Annotated in this window: 11 protein-coding genes; 10 read left to right on the top strand and 1 reads right to left on the bottom strand. The window is 45.5% G+C overall.

The genetic code is table 11. The features are described 5' to 3' along the window. Nucleotides 1-710: 710 nt before the first annotated feature. From BMW94_RS20005 to BMW94_RS19970, 8 genes are all read left to right on the top strand, one after another. Nucleotides 711-1,466, top strand: a complete 756-nt coding sequence (locus tag BMW94_RS20005) for a helix-turn-helix domain-containing protein (protein WP_091000717.1) — start codon at nt 711-713, stop codon at nt 1,464-1,466. A gap of 1,307 nt (nt 1,467-2,773) precedes the next feature. Next, complete coding sequence (locus BMW94_RS20000) at nt 2,774-4,213, top strand: NAD-dependent malic enzyme (protein ID WP_091000716.1); 1,440 nt, start codon at nt 2,774-2,776, stop codon at nt 4,211-4,213. Between the two features lies 1 nt (nt 4,214). Next, nucleotides 4,215-4,940 (top strand): HD domain-containing protein, encoded by a 726-nt coding sequence (locus tag BMW94_RS19995; RefSeq protein WP_254790314.1) that lies wholly within the window; start codon nt 4,215-4,217, stop codon nt 4,938-4,940. Nucleotides 4,941-5,196: 256 nt separating this feature from the next. After that, a complete protein-coding gene (locus tag BMW94_RS19990; RefSeq protein WP_091000715.1) occupies nt 5,197-6,264 on the top strand; it encodes an FUSC family protein in 1,068 nt (355 codons plus the stop codon). 140 nt (nt 6,265-6,404) lie between these two features. Then, nucleotides 6,405-6,866 (top strand): hypothetical protein, encoded by a 462-nt coding sequence (locus tag BMW94_RS19985; protein WP_091000714.1) that lies wholly within the window; start codon nt 6,405-6,407, stop codon nt 6,864-6,866. 241 nt (nt 6,867-7,107) lie between these two features. Continuing rightward, complete coding sequence (gene helD / locus BMW94_RS19980) at nt 7,108-9,483, top strand: RNA polymerase recycling motor HelD (RefSeq protein WP_091000713.1); 2,376 nt, start codon at nt 7,108-7,110, stop codon at nt 9,481-9,483. Nucleotides 9,484-9,826: 343 nt separating this feature from the next. After that, the gene (locus BMW94_RS19975) at nt 9,827-11,683 is read left to right on the top strand and encodes an adenine deaminase (protein ID WP_091000712.1); all 1,857 of its coding nucleotides are present in this window, start codon (nt 9,827-9,829) and stop codon (nt 11,681-11,683) included. A 390-nt stretch (nt 11,684-12,073) separates the two neighbouring features. Further along, nucleotides 12,074-12,994: a hypothetical protein gene (locus BMW94_RS19970; RefSeq protein WP_091000711.1), complete on the top strand. Its 921-nt coding sequence runs from the start codon at nt 12,074-12,076 to the stop codon at nt 12,992-12,994. A 154-nt stretch (nt 12,995-13,148) separates the two neighbouring features. On the opposite strand, the gene BMW94_RS19965 is transcribed toward BMW94_RS19970, so the two are convergent. After that, nucleotides 13,149-14,063: an AraC family transcriptional regulator gene (locus tag BMW94_RS19965; RefSeq protein ID WP_091000710.1), complete on the bottom strand. Its 915-nt coding sequence runs from the start codon at nt 14,061-14,063 to the stop codon at nt 13,149-13,151. A 172-nt stretch (nt 14,064-14,235) separates the two neighbouring features. Between BMW94_RS19965 and yicI the strand changes: the two genes are divergently transcribed. Beyond that, nucleotides 14,236-16,554, top strand: a complete 2,319-nt coding sequence (yicI, locus tag BMW94_RS19960) for an alpha-xylosidase (RefSeq protein ID WP_091000709.1) — start codon at nt 14,236-14,238, stop codon at nt 16,552-16,554. Nucleotides 16,555-16,600: 46 nt separating this feature from the next. After that, entirely contained in the window at nt 16,601-16,927 is a 327-nt protein-coding gene (locus BMW94_RS19955) for a hypothetical protein (RefSeq protein ID WP_139209374.1), read from the top strand. The last annotated feature ends 148 nt before the right edge of the window (nt 16,928-17,075 follow it).

Raw genomic sequence — 17,075 nt, 5'->3', positions numbered from 1 at the left:
CCATGCTAAAAAGAAAGGTATGTAACCCACAACAACATCTCTTGTCTTCATAGTTTGGCTAGACATCGCTTTGCAACATGCAGGCCTTTTCAATCGTTTGGCCTTTCGAGTTTAGTGATTTTTAGAATCGTATTCTCTTTGGTCTTTAAAGGAAACAACTTGATTCGTCTTTTTGAAAAGCGAACGCAGAGTTTATCTTCCAAGCCAAGATGCCGTTTTTGAGTTTTTTATTCAATCTTCCTTGTGTGAAGACGATGCTTATATACTACGTTAAGCCTTCGGACCATACGTCATTTCGAATCGCTTTTTATTCCCAAATGAGTGAGTGGATTTATCGTTGACAATTCAATGCTAAACCAAAACCTAATCAAAAAAGCGGAATTAATAGCTCGGCTATTTGACCATTCCACAGGCAAATATACTAAAATGGGTAAACTACGCTTACGCTAGGTTGGTCGGACGATTTCACCTCCGCTCCGCACGGTTTTGTAATGCCTTCTTCAGCCAACTTGCCTAATATATTTGCGAAATGGCTACCAATCTATTAAAAACGTAGCAAGGGAAACAAACGCTACATCAGGCTTTTTCTCGTAAGCCTGATGCGGTTATACCCTTGTTCGCTACTAAAGTGAGTGTTGAGCGATTGATCTTTCAATTGAAGGATTGTTGTAATATTAAAGAAAATTTATTTAATAGCGAGAGGTGTGCTAATGGATTTCATTTTGTTGAATACATTTCAAGTTACATTAATGCCTCATACTTTCATTAAAAAGAACATACAAAAAAACTGCTTTATCTATATAAAAGCTAAAGATGAGATAAAAATATTGAATCGTAAATCAAAATATGTATTACGTACTGGAGACGAAGCAATTGTTAATTTAGAAAATTTAGTGTTATGTAATGAATTTGAACATATTTCTACAGTGAGTGGCTTTCTATTTCGAACAAGATTCTCGTCTAATTATTTGAAAAAAGTATACATTATGAATGAATCGCTCTTCAAAGAAGATATTGTTATTGAACCAATTAACACAATTAAAAACAGCATTATAGATACTTGTCAAACTTGTTTTTCTATGGAAAAATGTGTAATTAATGATAAGAAAATTGACACTAGACTAATTAAGGTGAATCGATATATTAGAGCTAATTATAGAGAAATGATTACCTTGAATATGTTGTCAGATTTAGTGGAAACTAATCCTGTTTATCTTTGTAATTCTTATTCAAGAGTTTTTGGATTTCCGCCTATTTACCATTTAAATAACTTGAAAATTAATGAAGCGAAAGTGCTATTAGTTCACACGTCTCTTACGATTAAGGAAATAGTAGCTACGCTTGGTTTTTCAAATAGCTCTCAATTCTCATCTTTATTTAAAAGATATGTTCGCCAATCTCCAATTGAATTTAAGGATAAGATGTTAAATGAATTAATTATGAATACTGTTTCCATGCCTAAGTGAAAATTCTTGGGTTTGAGCTGTTCCGGATTGTTGATGCTCATGTGCCTTGACACAATGGTTGAAAATCATTTCATTCTTAGCAATGTAACTGTTTAAACATCGCTGAGATTGAACTAAAGAACGGTTGATAAAATAGAACCTGATATAGAGTCGGTAAATGATTATCAAAGGCATCTTCATAATCTCGTCCATGAATTGCTACACATATATTCGAATGGTAAATAAGTTCTTAATCATATCGGATTTGAGCTATGTCCATTACTCCTCGACTTTATTAAGTTGAGGGTTGTAAGAGGCTAAGAAAACTGAACTATACTGTATTTGCTTATAATCTATTCAAATATTTGCAAGTTCAAAGAGCTACAGTTTTCTTATGCGCCTCCGAACTATGTTTAAATTGATCTAATGTAGCTCCAGTCTTGGTTATAGATATATTCAATCATGTATTTCCTTTTCTGTAAAAGGTAGTAAGGTATCTCATCCAAAAAGCTCCCAGGCCTGTCATATTTGTAACATAGTACAGCCTCTTTCCAATATAAGAAGAGAGGTTGTCCTTCCCTTTTCAGGGATATATCTGATAGGGGGAGCCGATGGTTACCAAATTGGTACTAGGAATTCATCAGTACGTAGGTGCATCCCATGGCCTCTTAACGGTTAGGGGCATTTCGCAACTCAAATCGATTTTATGCTCTTTCATTTCTGAATCGTAAAGTTTTGTAGCAAAAGGAAACCCTGATTCTAGAACGAAGCATTGTTTGTACAATAGTGTGACTGTAGACGTGCCGACCCTTGAGATGAGAATGTTTAAATAAAGCGCCTTAAATCGTGTATGCAGTCTGTAACGAGGGCTTGTTTTTTTCACACATGGTAGCATCAAGAACGACAAAAATTATGCTGCGATTTGGCTTCTCGTAAATCCACTAGAAAGCAAAAACTTTTAGATAGTGTTTGATGTGATTAAGCATCGGCTTTTAGAAATGTAGCGGAGGTTTCCAATGTTCAAGCAGAGTGTACCAATGATTTTGATGTGATAAAGTATACATATGAGACATGCCTTGTTCTCCTCTGCAAAGGATGGAAGGTAGTACTTTTATTTTGCACGGAGAGTCAAGGGGGGTTCTTTTAACATTAAATAGAACTGATTTTGAACAAATACAGTTAAGAAGTGATTATTAATCTATTATAGAAGTATTGTAAATCAATATCGCTGTACTTTTTCTGGGCAAGATAAAGGATAAACGTGTCCGCGCAGCGAAGACAAACAGGTAACATTGCAACTCATGACTTTCAGTCTGGGAGGAATTGGAATGAATCAAAGGAATTTAGACGGTAACAGCTTTATTATTCGGCTGGAAATGACAACAAAAGATATCAAGTTTGGTGAAGTGGCCTCGGCCATCTCGGAAGCTGGCGGAGACATTATCGCCATTGACGTCATTTCGACCAATCAGGATGTAAGTGTGCGCGACTTAACTGTCGCTGTAACGGATGCACAAGATAACAGCAAAATTATAGAAGGGGTGCGCCAGCTTAAAGGGGCATCCATCATAAACGTATCGGATCGGACGTTCCTGCTGCACTTGGGCGGCAAGATCGAGGTTACTCCGAAGGTTCCGATTCATAACCGGGAAGATCTGTCACGTGTATATACACCGGATGTGGCCCGGGTATGTTCAGCTATATCAGAAGAGCCTGGAAAGGCATTTTCGCTGACAATCAAGCGGAATACGGTTGCCGTAGTATCGGATGGCAGTGCCGTGCTCGGGCTTGGCAACATTGGACCACGTGCCGCGATGCCGGTCATGGAAGGTAAAGCGATGTTGTTCAAGCAGTTTGCAGGAGTGGACGCTTTTCCAATCTGCCTGGATACACAGGATACCGAGGAAATCATTCGAACTGTGAAAGCGATCTCACCAGCATTTGGCGGGATTAATCTGGAGGATATTTCCTCACCGCGTTGCTTTGAAATTGAGCGTCGCTTGAATGAGGAATTGGACATTCCGGTATTTCATGACGATCAGCATGGTACAGCAGTTGTGTTGTATGCAGGTCTGATCAATGCGCTCAAGCTGGTTGGTAAATCCATCACGGATGTAAAAATTGTCGTCTGTGGTATCGGTGCAGCAGGTGTGGCATGCAGTAATATTCTGCTGTCCGCGGGTGCGAGTCGGGTTGTCGGGGTCGATCGTGATGGTGCGCTGGTACGGACGAATACCTATGAAAATGAAGTATGGAGCGACTATGCGGCTCGTACCAATCCGGAACTGGAGACAGGTTCACTTCGTGAAGTTATTCGCGGAGCAGATGTCTTCATCGGCTTGTCACGCGGTAATCTGTTAACCCGGGAAGATGTGCAAACCATGGCCGCCGATCCAATTGTTTTCGCTATGGCGAATCCTGTACCAGAGATTATGCCGTCTGTGGTGGAAGACATCGTGGCTGTCATGGCGACAGGACGCTCGGATTATCCGAATCAGATCAATAACGTATTGTGTTTCCCAGGTATGTTCAGAGCTGTTCTGGATTGCCGTGCCAGTGAGATTAATGAAGAGATGAAGCTCGCAGCAGCTCAGGCGATTGCTTCTGCCATTTCGGATGAAGAGCGCACCCGTTATTATATTATTCCGAGTGTGTTTAATGATAAAATCGTCAAATCGATGCGCAATCGCGTGATTGAAGCAGCGGTTAAGACCGGCGTGGCGAGACGTATACCGCGTGAACAAGCCCGCGAAGGCGGGGACGTGTAAGATGAAACAGAATTCCCCTCAACATCTGAACCTACGCACGCAACAATTAGGGCATGGGGATCAGGTTGATGGAACGTTAACAGGAGAGGCCATCCTTCGCGCGGCTCGTACTTTTGTTCAGGGAGACGCTGCAGGGCATACGGATGGTCATGACTGGCCGCATATCGAGCGGGTGACCGCACTTGCGGTCGAGCTCGCTCACCGTATGGGTGCCGATCCTTTCATCTGTGAACTCGCTGCGTTGCTTCATGATGTGCCGGATGAGAAGCTGAACGAAAGTCTGGAAGCCGGAATGGCAAAGCTGAATGCATGGCTGGATACCCAGCCGCTTGAAGCGGGTACACGGGAAGCTGTGGTACACATCATTAGTTCCATTTCCTATGCAGGAGGACAGCGACCTGCCGTCTCATCCCTGGAAGCTCAGGTAGTGCAGGATGCGGATCGTCTGGATGCGCTGGGCGCTATTGGTATTGCGCGTACGTTTGCTTTTGCCGGCGCGAGAGGTCGTGAGATGTATGATCCCTCCCTTCCGCCACGAGAGCAGATGACGCGGGAGGAATACCGGAATGGACGCAGTACAACGATCAATCACTTTTACGAAAAGCTGTTTAAGCTAAAAGATCTGATGAACACATCCTATGGCAAGGAACTGGCAGAGCAGCGGCATGACTTTATGGTGAAGTTTGTGGAGCAGTTCAAGCGTGAATGGGAAGGAAGGTTCTCATAACTTTCGCCGTTTGAGTTAAACCTACAATACCCCCTACTTCCGAGAGTGGAGTGTGGGGTATTGTTGTGTATACATAGAAGTAATAGGGAATGGAATTTAACTCATCAACAGGATACAGGGCATGGTAACCCAAAGGCTTCCATGATACAATAAATCGTTCTCCTGAATTGATTCGGGCAAAAAAAGAAATATGGGGTAATAATGATAATGATCATCCAACGAATGAAATCAGTTTCGAAAAAGAGGAGGGGTCACCATGTCATTTGGTGCACGTGTACTTAAGACAGGGATTGCGGTCACGCTGGCCCTGTATCTTAGCAGCATGTTCCTGAACCCGCAATCTCCTGTTCCAGCCGCAATTGCGGCCATCTTTGCGATGCAGCCATCCATTTATCGTTCCTGGAAGTATTTCCTGGATCAGCTGCAGACCACCACACTTGGGGCAATTGTGGCCCTGCTGGGAGGCATGGTGCTGTCCAATGAGCCCATCGCCGTCGGGTTAATTATTGTGCTGGTTATTATGATTTGTCTTAAATTGAATATGGGCGAAACGGTTGGCCTGACGCTGGTAACCGTTGTATCGATTATGGAAGCGTCGGGTGACTGGCATTTTGCATTGAACCGTTTCCTGCTGACACTTGTCGGCATTGTATCTGCTTTTCTTATTAATATTACCGTATTTCCACCCAAGCCGAAGATTCAGTTCGTGAAACAGATTCAGAGTGTGTTCAGCGGCATGTCACTGCTGCTGCGGACATCGATCTCGGATGAGATTAAGGAAGTGGTGTTCCGGGATGAGAAAAATAATCTGGGCGGTTCCATTAAATCTTTGTCAGATAAATATAATTTATTTGAAGAAGAACAGAAGAAGATGAAACGTTCCAAATTCAGCGAGACTCGGCAGATGGTCGTATACAAACAGATGCTGCTGAGTTTGCAAAAAGGATTCGATGTGCTGGATTCGGTAGAACGCCATTATTTCCAGGCATCACGAACACCGGAAATGGATCAGTTCTTTGATGCACATCTGGAGCTTGTTATCAAATTCCATGAACATGCGCTGCTCAAATTCGAGGATAAGCTGAAACCGAACGGGGAAGAGGCGGCACAGTTCATTTTGGATAATGATCGTTTCATGGAGCAGGCCATTTCCCAGTTTGATATTGATCAGGAAGGGATGCTGAGACTGTCCATCGTAGCTGCCGCGATCTATGACTATGGCTATCAGCTGGAACGATTGAACCGGCTTGCCGAACATGTGCATAGTGCCAGTGAAGACAAGGAGTCACAGGATAAAATTCTGAATTGGCTTAAATGGCCGTAAACATGGTAATACGGTTTGCGGTGATGTGGTTTCATCATATACAATGGAACCACAACCAGCCCGGACAGCGTGTCCGGGTTGTTTTGCATACATAGCGCAAACCTTGCGCAACCAACTCAATCGAACCGAGGTAGATACGTATGAATTTAACACAGCTTGACCCTAAATGGACGCAGTGGTTCAATGGACAGGATCTGGAGCAGAAGCAGCACGAAGCGATGCAATTGCTGACGGTGTCCGAAGATGGCTGGCCATATCAGGCGATGATCAGTATGGGAGAAGTCATTGCCGTCACGCCCAACCTGCTGAGACTGGCTTTATGGCCGGGAACACAGACAAGTATGAATATGAAGCGAACAGGCAAGGCTACCTTGATTGCTGTTCATCAGCAGAGCTTGTTATCTATTCGTCTGGAAGTGACCTCACTACCACAGCTCATGGAAGCTGTGCATCCGAGAGAACGTTTTGAGGCTCAGGTTTTAAACGTTCGAGTAGATTATGCACCCTATGCGGAGATTACCTCAGGGATAACATTTCAATTAAAAGATGAGTCTGGGACCATTACACGGTGGAGAGAGACCATTGAAGAATTAGGACAATAGATTGGTTAACGTTCTATATTCATCCCAATCGAGGGTAATAATAGAATGAAAACAACAAAAAACGCCTCCGCTTGCATCGGGACGTTGTCACTGGTACAATAAAAAATGGTTTTCAGAAAATTAGAACTAATTAACATAAAATAAAAATGTTTACTTTCTAATTAATTATACCATAGCCTTTTCGGGCTTGTCAAATGGGCTTTTGAGGACACAATCCGGGGAAAGAGGGGCGTATTAACATATGAGTACAGACCAGCAATGGAGCGAGGAGCAACAGCGGGTCAACATTGTAACAGAACAGATTGATCGGAAAATAGACATCCTAGAAAAAGAGGTAGGTTCCTTCAGGGATGAAGTTGTGGGGATGAGAAAAGACTTCTGGGACGAAGTCACCATGAACTTCAGCGAAGCGGATGACGTGGGTGAAACCTCCACCAGCATGCGGCAGCAATCGCAGGTTTTATCGGACCGGGAGCGTAGTCACCTGAATACGGCAGCAGCGCTGGACAAAATGAAACGGCTGCATCATTCACCGTATTTTGGACGCATTGATTTTAAGGAAAATGGCTATCCGAATGCAGAACGAATCTATCTGGGGATCGCATCATTGCTGGATGAGAAGGAGGAGTCCTTCCTTGTCTATGACTGGCGTGCACCCATATCGAACCTGTATTACGATGGTGCGCCAGGTCCGGTCACGTATCATACACCGAGTGGTGAGATCCGTGGCGATATTGAGATGAAACGGCAGTTTGTTATTCGGGACGGACGTATCCGTTTTATGTTCGACACCGGGGTTACGATTGGGGACGAACTGTTACAGGCCGTTCTCAGTCGAACCTCAGATGCACAGATGAAAAGCATTGTGGCGACCATCCAGAAGGAGCAGAATCGGATTATCCGTAATGACCGGACTCGCATGTTGATCGTGCAGGGAGCTGCTGGCAGTGGTAAAACATCCGCTGCACTTCAACGTGTGGCGTATCTTCTCTATAAATACCGCGAGCACCTGCAAGCGGATCAAATGGTCCTTTTCTCGCCAAACCCGATGTTCAACAGCTATGTTTCTACTGTACTACCTGAGCTTGGGGAGGAAAATATGCTGCAAACGACCTTCCAGGAGTATCTGGAACGCCGTCTGGGCCGTGAATATCAGCTGGAAGACCCATTCATTCAGCTTGAATATGTACTGACCGGATCAGAAGATCCTCAGTACGAAGCACGTATGTCCGGCATTCGATTCAAGTCATCCGAATCTTTCCTGAAGGTGATAACACGTTATAAGGACAGCATGATGTCGGAAGGCATGAAGTTCAAGCCGGTTCGTTTCCAGGGAAAAGCTGTGGTTACAGCTGAGGCCATGGAGGAGAAATTTTATAGCTTCGAGCCATCGGTCAAACTGGTGAATCGATTGGAAATCCTGCGGGACTGGATGCTGAAAGAGTTATCGGCCTTTGGCAAAGGTGAATTGGAGGCACCTTGGGTAGATCAACAACTGGATTTGATGGAGCCGGAGGATCTGCAGCGGGCCTACCAGCGCCTCAAGCGAAAGCAAAAAGGGAAGTCAGACACGTTCGATGATTTCCAGCAGGAACGGGAGATCCTTGCTCGGATGGTGGTCAGTGATCGGCTCAAGCCTTTACGCAAATGGATCAAATCGCTACGTTTTGTCGATGTCCGTCAACTGTACGCGCACTTATTCAACGACCGGGCCCAGATGGTTCGCCTGTTGGGAGAGGAAGCACCGCCTTCCCATTGGGAAGAGATTAGTGAGATGACACTGCGTAGACTGAAAGTACAGGAGCTGGCTTATGAGGATATCACACCTTATTTGTATCTGCGTGAGTTGCTGCTTGGTTTCCATATTAACTCCAATATCCGCCATGTGATCATAGACGAGGCGCAGGATTACTCTGCCTTCCAGCTGGCATTTATGAAAAGATTGTTCCCGAGATCGAAAATCACCGCACTTGGAGATTTTAATCAAGCTATCTATGCACACTCTTCGGTATTGAGTGGTACGGGACCGCTGACTAACCTGTATGGACCGGAAAATACGGAAGTGATCGAGCTGACGAGAAGTTATCGTTCAACACAGGAGATCGTGGAGTTTACACGCGGCATGGTTCCGGGTGGAGAAGAGATCGTTCCATTTAACCGAGGCGGGGAGAAGCCGAAAGTAATCGTTTCCTCCAATGAACAGGAGCATCTGGATGTTATTACAGCTGATCTCAAGCACCTGATCCAGGAAGGATATGAATCGGTTGCGGTCATCTGCAAAACCGCGGAAGAGAGCAAGGACATTCATGAGGCGTTAAGCAAAGTACTGCCTGCGGCACCGAAGCTGATCAAGAAAACAACACTGGCCTTTGAACGGGGTGTGCATGTCATCCCGGCGTATCTGGCCAAAGGTGTGGAGTTTGATGCCGTTCTGATCTATGACGGATCTGCATCGCAATATGCGCAGGAACATGAACGTAAGCTGTTCTATACGGCATGTACCCGTGCCATGCATTTGCTGCATGTCTATTGCATGGGGAAACCGAGCCCATTCATTACGTCACAGTCCGAGGAATTGTATGATATGGGCAAGGTGTCTGCGGCTCAGGCTGATTGACTTCGTCTTTCATGTTCTTGGAGAAGGCTTCCGTTCGAATGGACGGGAGTCTTTCTGAGTATTACGGTGTATCGCGGAATACGATGCGGGGAATAAGAAGCTCCATGAGATTAGGCTTTGCTGTGAGTGGTACGAAGTAGATCTCTGGACATAACTGGACATAGATCATTTCATCTCTTCTGACATGAGATTAGACGGATTAGGTTTCATGGATAAAAAATGATCCAGCATTTGTGTTCATGCACAATAGGTGTGAATTTTCTTTACACATGACGGCGAGACTCATATAATCGTAACAATCTATTTTTTTTTGGATCGTTTATTTAATGAAGGAGGCAGCAACATGAACACACCATCTTTTGAACGCCCATTAATGGCGGATTGCGTACCGGATCTGGTGGCAACAGCACGGGGAGACTTGCCTGCGACCTTGGTCATTCGGGGCGGAACGCTGGTTAATGTGGTTTCGGGTGAAATTTTGCCGGGCATGTCTGTAGCGGTACAGGGCGCCCGGATTGCATATGTTGGTAAAGATGTAAGCCATACGATTGGAGAGCATACACGCATCATTGAGGCTGAAGGCAAATACATTGCTCCCGGATTGCTGGATGGGCACTGTCACATTGAAAGTACACAAATGAAAGTAACGGAGTTTGCGAGAGCCGTTCTACCTTCCGGTACAACGGGAGGGTTCTTTGACCCGCATGAGATCTCCAATGTGCTTGGACTCAAAGGTCTGCGATTGATGCTGGATGAAGCACGGACGACGCCAATGGCTGCTTATATGCAGGTGGCTTCCTGTGTTCCTTCCACACATCCTGGACTGGAGACCACTGGCGCTTATATTGGACCGGAAGAAGTGGCGGAAGCCCTCTCCTGGGGTCCGGATATGATTGGTCTCGGTGAAGTGATGAACTTCCCTGGGGTCGTGTACGGGGACGAGACGATGATCGGTGAAATTCAGGCGACGCTCCGAGCAGGCAAGGTGGCAGACGGTCACTTCACCTGGGCAGCGGATGACTGGCGTCTGCCAGCCTACGCAGCAAGCGGCGTTACGGGGGATCATGAATGTGTTACGAAGGAAGATGTGGTGGAACGCCTGCGGCTTGGCATGTACGCCAAAATGCGTCAGGGCTCTGCGTGGCATGACGTTGCGGAAACGATCAAAGCCTGCACAGAGCTTGGCCTGGATACACGTCGCATGATGCTGGTGACTGATGACCGGAGTTCGGAATCGCTGCTCAAAGAAGGCCATATGGACTTTGTTGTGCGTTTGGCCATTTCTCAAGGGGTGAAGCCGGTTACCGCTTTCCAGATGGCAACAATCAATACGGCTGAACGTTTCGGTGTAGCACGCGATATTGGTGCGGTTATTCCGGGGAATATCGCCGACATTATTTTGCTGGATGGACGCTTGACTGATGTCCGTGTAGGCATGACGATTGCCGCAGGGCATATCGTGGCAGAGAACGGCAAAATGACAGCGGTCTGGGACAGCTTCACATATCCGGAAGAGGCGCTGAATACCGTGAAACTGGAAGCCAACATCCAGCCGAAGGACATGGAGCTGTCTGCGCCGATTACCGAAGGTACGATTGGAGCGAAAGTCATTCATGTGACGGAGAATCATGTGGATACCAAGGAGAAGCATGTTAATGTCACGGTAGAACATGGCAATGTCGTCGTTTCAACATCAGGTGAAATCTGCAAAATTGCAGTGCTGGAGCGTCACAAACAAACGGGCAATCGCGCCGTTGCTCTTGTTGGGGGCATAGGCTTCACAGGTCCTGCGGCCATTGCGATGACCGTTGCGCATGACAGCCACAATCTGCTCATGATCGGGAATGATGACGCATTGATGGCTGAAGCGGGCAACCGGGTTATTGGAATGCAGGGCGGCGTAGCTGTCGTGACTGCCTCGGGTGTGACTGAATTCCCGCTGCGCATTGCAGGCTTGATGTCCACGGAATCTTTTGAAGTGGTAGCAGCTCAATCTGCGGCTGTCAGTGAAGCGTTACAGTCTGCGGGCTGTACGTTAAATAATGCGTTTATGACGCTATCTCTGTTGGCACTTGTTGTTATTCCGGAATTGCGTTTGTCTGATAAAGGACTGGTACGCATTTCGGCAGAAGGCATTGAGCTGGTATCCCTGTTTGATGAGATGGTGGAGAATACACCGGCTGCTCCAGCTGGTAATTAATGAATAATAGCGTGTCCATTCTTCCTTGAAATAGGAAGAGAAGTGTAGGGTCGCCTTTGGGCGGCCTTTTTTTATTGTCATAGGAAAACGCTTACTAGGTCTTGAGTCGTCTGTTGTACATATGCAAAAATGACCCATGTTGGGGTGGAATTAGGCTTAAATTAAAAAGTTTTTCATAAATGAGACTTTAGAACTATAAATACAGAAGTGTGAATACCCGAAATAAAGTTATATGATTCTTTCGTCGTGAGTCTAAGAGATGATGTTGCATATAAAAGCAATGTAAATAGTCGTACATCGAAATCGTATCTAATGAATGAATATAAAACGACAGAATTTCATCGAGATTTGCACGGTAGAGCTGCATAACATCAAAGGGAGTGTACAAATATGAAAAGCAAAAAGAGATACCAATTCATTTTGTTAATTAGTTGTTTCATGCTGTTTGTAGGGAATACGTATGTTTGCAAGGCCACTGCACTTGGCTCAGTCGACAGTTATGAAACCATCCATGGAACGGTACAGGGATCGGTAAGAGCAACCTGGGTATGGGACACCACGCAGATTCAAAGTAACCCTCAGCTAGTGCTGAAGTTTGCCACAACGAACAAAATCAATACGATCTACCTACAAATGAATCGGGATGTAAAGCTTCCGTACTATACGGATTTCATTCGTAAGGCCAGAGAGAAAAATATTGCCGTAGACGTTATGGATGGAAGACCTGCCTGGGGACTGACGGAGAGCCGGGATCAAATTACAGATTTCCTGGACTGGGTTGAAGCGTATCAAAATCAAGTAGAGCCCAATGAGAAATTTGCCGGCATCCATCTGGACATTGAACCTCATGTACATCCTGAGTGGAAAACCAATCAGGCCAGTGTGATTACGCAGTGGCAGGGGAATGTTCAATACATCGTTGATCGGGCCGCACGGATGAAAATGCCTGTAGCTGCGGATTTGCCTTTCTGGCTGGACGGTTACAAGATTCCGGGTTCCACGATGAATGTAAGCAGCTGGATGATCCGCAAGTTTGACTCGATTACCATTATGGCTTACCGGGATACGGCTGCGGCCATCTATAATGTAGCGAAGGATGAGCTGGACGAAGCTTCAACTTTGGGTAAAACGGTATCGATTGCCGTGGAGACCAAGCAAAGCAAGGAAGGCGATTTTATTACCTTTTATGAAGAGGGTACAGCATATATGGAAGCACAGCTCAAGCTGGTCGAGAAAATGGCAAGTGTGCATTCGTCCTTTAACGGATTCTCGGTGCATGAGTACAGCTCATGGGAAACATTGAAAAAGTAAAATGAAATTCAATTCATCAGAATGATAAAGAAGGTGCTTACGGCCGAACAGGCTGTGGCACCTTCTTTGCATCTGCTATCTGGAATATAAGTGGAGAACAGCGAACAATCGTCAGTTCAATGTGCTGAGTGCCGCACCAGAAAGGAGTTTAAGCTTAGACTAGTGCAGGTTCCATCGCCACTTTCTCATAAAACATTTTGCGATATTGGGACGGGGTAATGTTCTTGTGTTTTTTGAATGTTGTAATGAAATAGCTCAAATGCTCAAACCCGACGTCCAGGGCAATATCCACAATTTTGTGATCGGTATTCTCAAGCTGAACACAGGCCTGCTGGATGCGATAATAGTTGATATAGTCGACCGGGCTTTTCTGCACCATCTGTTTGAAAAAGCGACAAAAGTGTCCTTCGCTCATATTGGCCTCATCTGCCAGTTCTTTTAACTTGAGTGGTTCAGGGTAACGCTTGTGAATATAACTTAGCACTGATTTCAGGCGTTCCACTTTATCATGACTGCCTGATGGGACTGTCCCTTTGAGTGCGGCAGGTCTCATATGTTCAAACATTTGTGCAAATATTAGATAGAGGTAAGCTTTGGTCGTCATCTCGCAGGTGGGTGTCCCGGCGGCATGATCGGCGAAAATACGTTTCAAGTGAAAAATGATTTCTTGTCCCCACGCCTCATTGGTTTGGATATGGTAAGGGGGAATAATCGTTTTGTGTACAAGTGGACCAACGAATTTCTCCTGTACAGCATCAAACGTGCGACTCCCTAACAGCTCCGGGTTAAATACAATGGATGAAAAAACACAAGGGACATCGCCTTTCAGATAGCCTGCATGAATCTCCCCCCGATTGATAAAGATGGCTTCTCCCGCCTGAACCTCTACCGTATTCATATCAATTTGAAAAACAGCACTGCCCTGAGTCACCATGGTGAACTCCATCTCGTCGTGCCAGTGGCAATCCAGTATGCTGTCGCCATTCAATTGCTGAATATCCGGGTACACACTGACTGGATACATGGCATTGCCGTGAATCCGGTCTTCCCGTAATCGTTCACGTTCCATATGTGAATCTCCTTTTGCATCATTATTAATGTAAACGTTACCATGGATTGGTGGTGTTTATAAAGAATCGGATAAGAAATATCAGAATCGTGATATATTTGGTCAAAATATGAGAAGAAATTCGTTATTAATGTCAATATTATTATAGTATAACCAAAGGGGGAAAGAAAACATGAAATTTACTGATGGATTCTGGATGACTCGTGAAGGGTACCACGTTCAAAACCCGACTGACATTCGTGATATTGTGCAAAAAGAGGATTCTTTAACCGTACATGCGGCTACTAAATATATTCGTACCAAAGGCGACACGTTGAACGGTACATTACTTAAAGCAACATACAGCTCCCCTATGCCTAACGTTATTCGCGTAACCTTGAATCACCATAAGGGCAGAGTGAAAAAAGGGCCTGAGTTTGAGCTTAACCATCAAGATGTGAAAGTAGACATCTCGAAAAATGAACAAGGCGCTGTTTTGAAAAGCGGCAATCTGGAAGTTCAAATCGACAAAACGAACGGTTGGGACGTCAGCTTCGTGTATGGAGGAAAACGGATTACAGGTAGCGGTCAAAGAGCGGCTGGTTATATTACTGGTCCAAGTAAGGAAGCGTACTTCCGCGAGCAGCTTGATCTCGGCATTGGTGAATACGTTTACGGACTCGGTGAGCGCTTCACACCATTTGTTAAGAATGGCCAAGTGGTGGACACTTGGAATGAGGACGGCGGTACAAGCAGTGAGCAGTCCTATAAGAATATTCCTTTCTACTTGTCCAATAAAGGATATGGCGTATTTGTAAATCATCCTGAACGCGTATCGTATGAGATTGCATCTGAGAATGTATCTAAAGTGCAGTTCAGCGTAGAAGGCGAGACGTTGGAATACTTCATTATCGGTGGGGACAATCCAAAGGATGTACTTAATAATTATACGAAATTAACAGGTAAACCAGCGCTCCCACCGGCATGGACGTTTGGTCTGTGGCTGACAACATCATTTACAACGGATTATGATGAAGCAACGGTTAACCATTTCGTCGATGGCATGGCTGAACGCGATCTTCCGCTGTCTGTATTCCATTTCGACTGTTTCTGGATGAAGGAATACCAATGGTCTGATTTCGTATGGGATGAAGCGATGTTCCCCGATCCGGAAGGCATGCTTGCACGTCTGAAAGAAAAAGGACTCAAAATCTGTGCGTGGATCAATCCATACATTGCAGAGAAATCCTACTTGTTCGATGAAGGTATGGAGAACGGTTACCTGGTCAAAACAGCGGATGGCAGCGTATGGCAATGGGATATGTGGCAAGCAGGGATGGCTCTGGTTGATTTCACGAATCCGGATGCTGTGAATTGGTATAAGAGCAAGCTGGAAGTTCTGCTTGATCAAGGTGTTGATTCATTCAAAACAGACTTCGGTGAAAGAATTCCGACAGATGTCGTGTACTTCGATGGCTCTGATCCGGTTAAAATGCACAACTATTATACACAGCTCTATAACAAAGCTGTATTTGAATTGCTCGAAGAGAAGATTGGCAAAAACGAAGCTGCCCTGTTTGCACGCTCTGCAACAGCAGGTGGTCAACAGTTCCCGGTTCACTGGGGCGGAGATTGCTCTTCTACTTATGAATCCATGGCTGAATCACTTCGCGGCGGCCTCTCACTTGGACTTTCCGGTTTCGGGTTCTGGAGCCATGATATTAGCGGCTTTGAAAGTACAGCGACCCCTGACGTATACAAACGCTGGGTACAATTCGGACTTTTATCTTCTCACAGCCGCCTACACGGAAGCACTTCGTATCGTGTGCCTTGGCTGTTTGACGAGGAATCCGTGGACGTTGTTCGTGACTTTACCAAACTCAAAATCAGCCTGATGCCGTATCTTTACAATTCTGCGGTCGAGTCGACTGTAAAAGGTATTCCAATGATGCGCGCTATGCTGCTTGATTTCCCAGAGGATCCAACAACATACAGCCTGGATACACAATACATGTTTGGTAATTCGATTCTGGTGGCTCCAATCTTCAACAAGGAGGGTGATGTTCGTTATTACCTGCCTGAAGGTACATGGACCAACTATCTGACAGGTGCTAAAGTTGAAGGTGGACGCTGGATAAGCGAAAACCATGACTTCAAAACACTGCCAATGATGGTTAAGCCAAACAGCCTGATTGCTGTTGGTGCTGTGGATAGCAAACCGGATTATGACTTTGCGGACAATGTGTCCCTTCACTTGTTCGAACTGGCTGACGGCAACTCCGCTCAAGCGGTGGTTGTGAACCAAAGTGCTGAGCAGGAGCTGGTTGTTAACGTATCACGTAACGGTTCTGTTCTGGAAGTTCGTGCTGAAGGTGCAGGCAAACCATGGAATCTCGTGCTGCGTGGCATGGATAGTGTATCCGGCGTAGAGGGTGGTTCCCAAGCGTCTGGTGCAAATGGTGTTGTCGTTACGGCAGCAGCAGGTACAGGCTCGCTTACAATTCAACTGTAATGTTTAATGGATAAACAGAAGGACGGTACCGCAAGGTGCCGTCTGTTTGTCTACTGTCTACTGTCTACTGTCTACTGTCGTGCCATGGAAGTATGGTGGGGAAGCCAACGTGCTTGTCCATGAGGAAAACGGGCAGCTAAACATTGCCGCCATCATTGATGGGGATCGTTCCATGTTTGCGGACAGGGCGTTTGAGGCGATTTTATCGACAGAATCATCCGCTGGTTTTCATGAAGGTTATGGCCGGCCACAGGATATGTCCGATGAGGGACAGGCATGCCTTCTTGCCTATCGCATACTTTCCTCTTACTTTAACGCATATGTGCATGAACATCAGGTGGATCAGCCGGAGGCAGGAACGGAAGTATCGTGAGCGTACACTGGATCTATTGAAAGAATGGAAGGGACTCAAACTTAACGAATAAGAAGTCCAGCGGTATGATGTCAAGCTCCTAAATGTGTTGAATTGGAAATTCTCCTTAGGAAAAGCATCAGTAGCCGAAAAAAATGGCATCAGCAAA

It is taken from the genome of Paenibacillus sp. OK003 (assembly GCF_900109515.1).
Taxonomy (GTDB): domain Bacteria; phylum Bacillota; class Bacilli; order Paenibacillales; family Paenibacillaceae; genus Paenibacillus; species Paenibacillus marchantiae.
Note: the sequence above shows the minus strand (reverse complement) of the source record. Positions and strands in the feature narration are given on the sequence as shown.

Coding starts and splice junctions, on each gene's coding strand:
- BMW94_RS20005 (WP_091000717.1), top strand. CDS start 711: ATGGATTTCATTTTGTTGAATACATTTCAAGTTACATTAATGCCTCAT.
- BMW94_RS20000 (WP_091000716.1), top strand. CDS start 2,774: ATGAATCAAAGGAATTTAGACGGTAACAGCTTTATTATTCGGCTGGAA.
- BMW94_RS19995 (WP_254790314.1), top strand. CDS start 4,215: ATGAAACAGAATTCCCCTCAACATCTGAACCTACGCACGCAACAATTA.
- BMW94_RS19990 (WP_091000715.1), top strand. CDS start 5,197: ATGTCATTTGGTGCACGTGTACTTAAGACAGGGATTGCGGTCACGCTG.
- BMW94_RS19985 (WP_091000714.1), top strand. CDS start 6,405: ATGAATTTAACACAGCTTGACCCTAAATGGACGCAGTGGTTCAATGGA.
- helD (WP_091000713.1), top strand. CDS start 7,108: ATGAGTACAGACCAGCAATGGAGCGAGGAGCAACAGCGGGTCAACATT.
- BMW94_RS19975 (WP_091000712.1), top strand. CDS start 9,827: ATGAACACACCATCTTTTGAACGCCCATTAATGGCGGATTGCGTACCG.
- BMW94_RS19970 (WP_091000711.1), top strand. CDS start 12,074: ATGAAAAGCAAAAAGAGATACCAATTCATTTTGTTAATTAGTTGTTTC.
- BMW94_RS19965 (WP_091000710.1), bottom strand. CDS start 14,063: ATGGAACGTGAACGATTACGGGAAGACCGGATTCACGGCAATGCCATG.
- yicI (WP_091000709.1), top strand. CDS start 14,236: ATGAAATTTACTGATGGATTCTGGATGACTCGTGAAGGGTACCACGTT.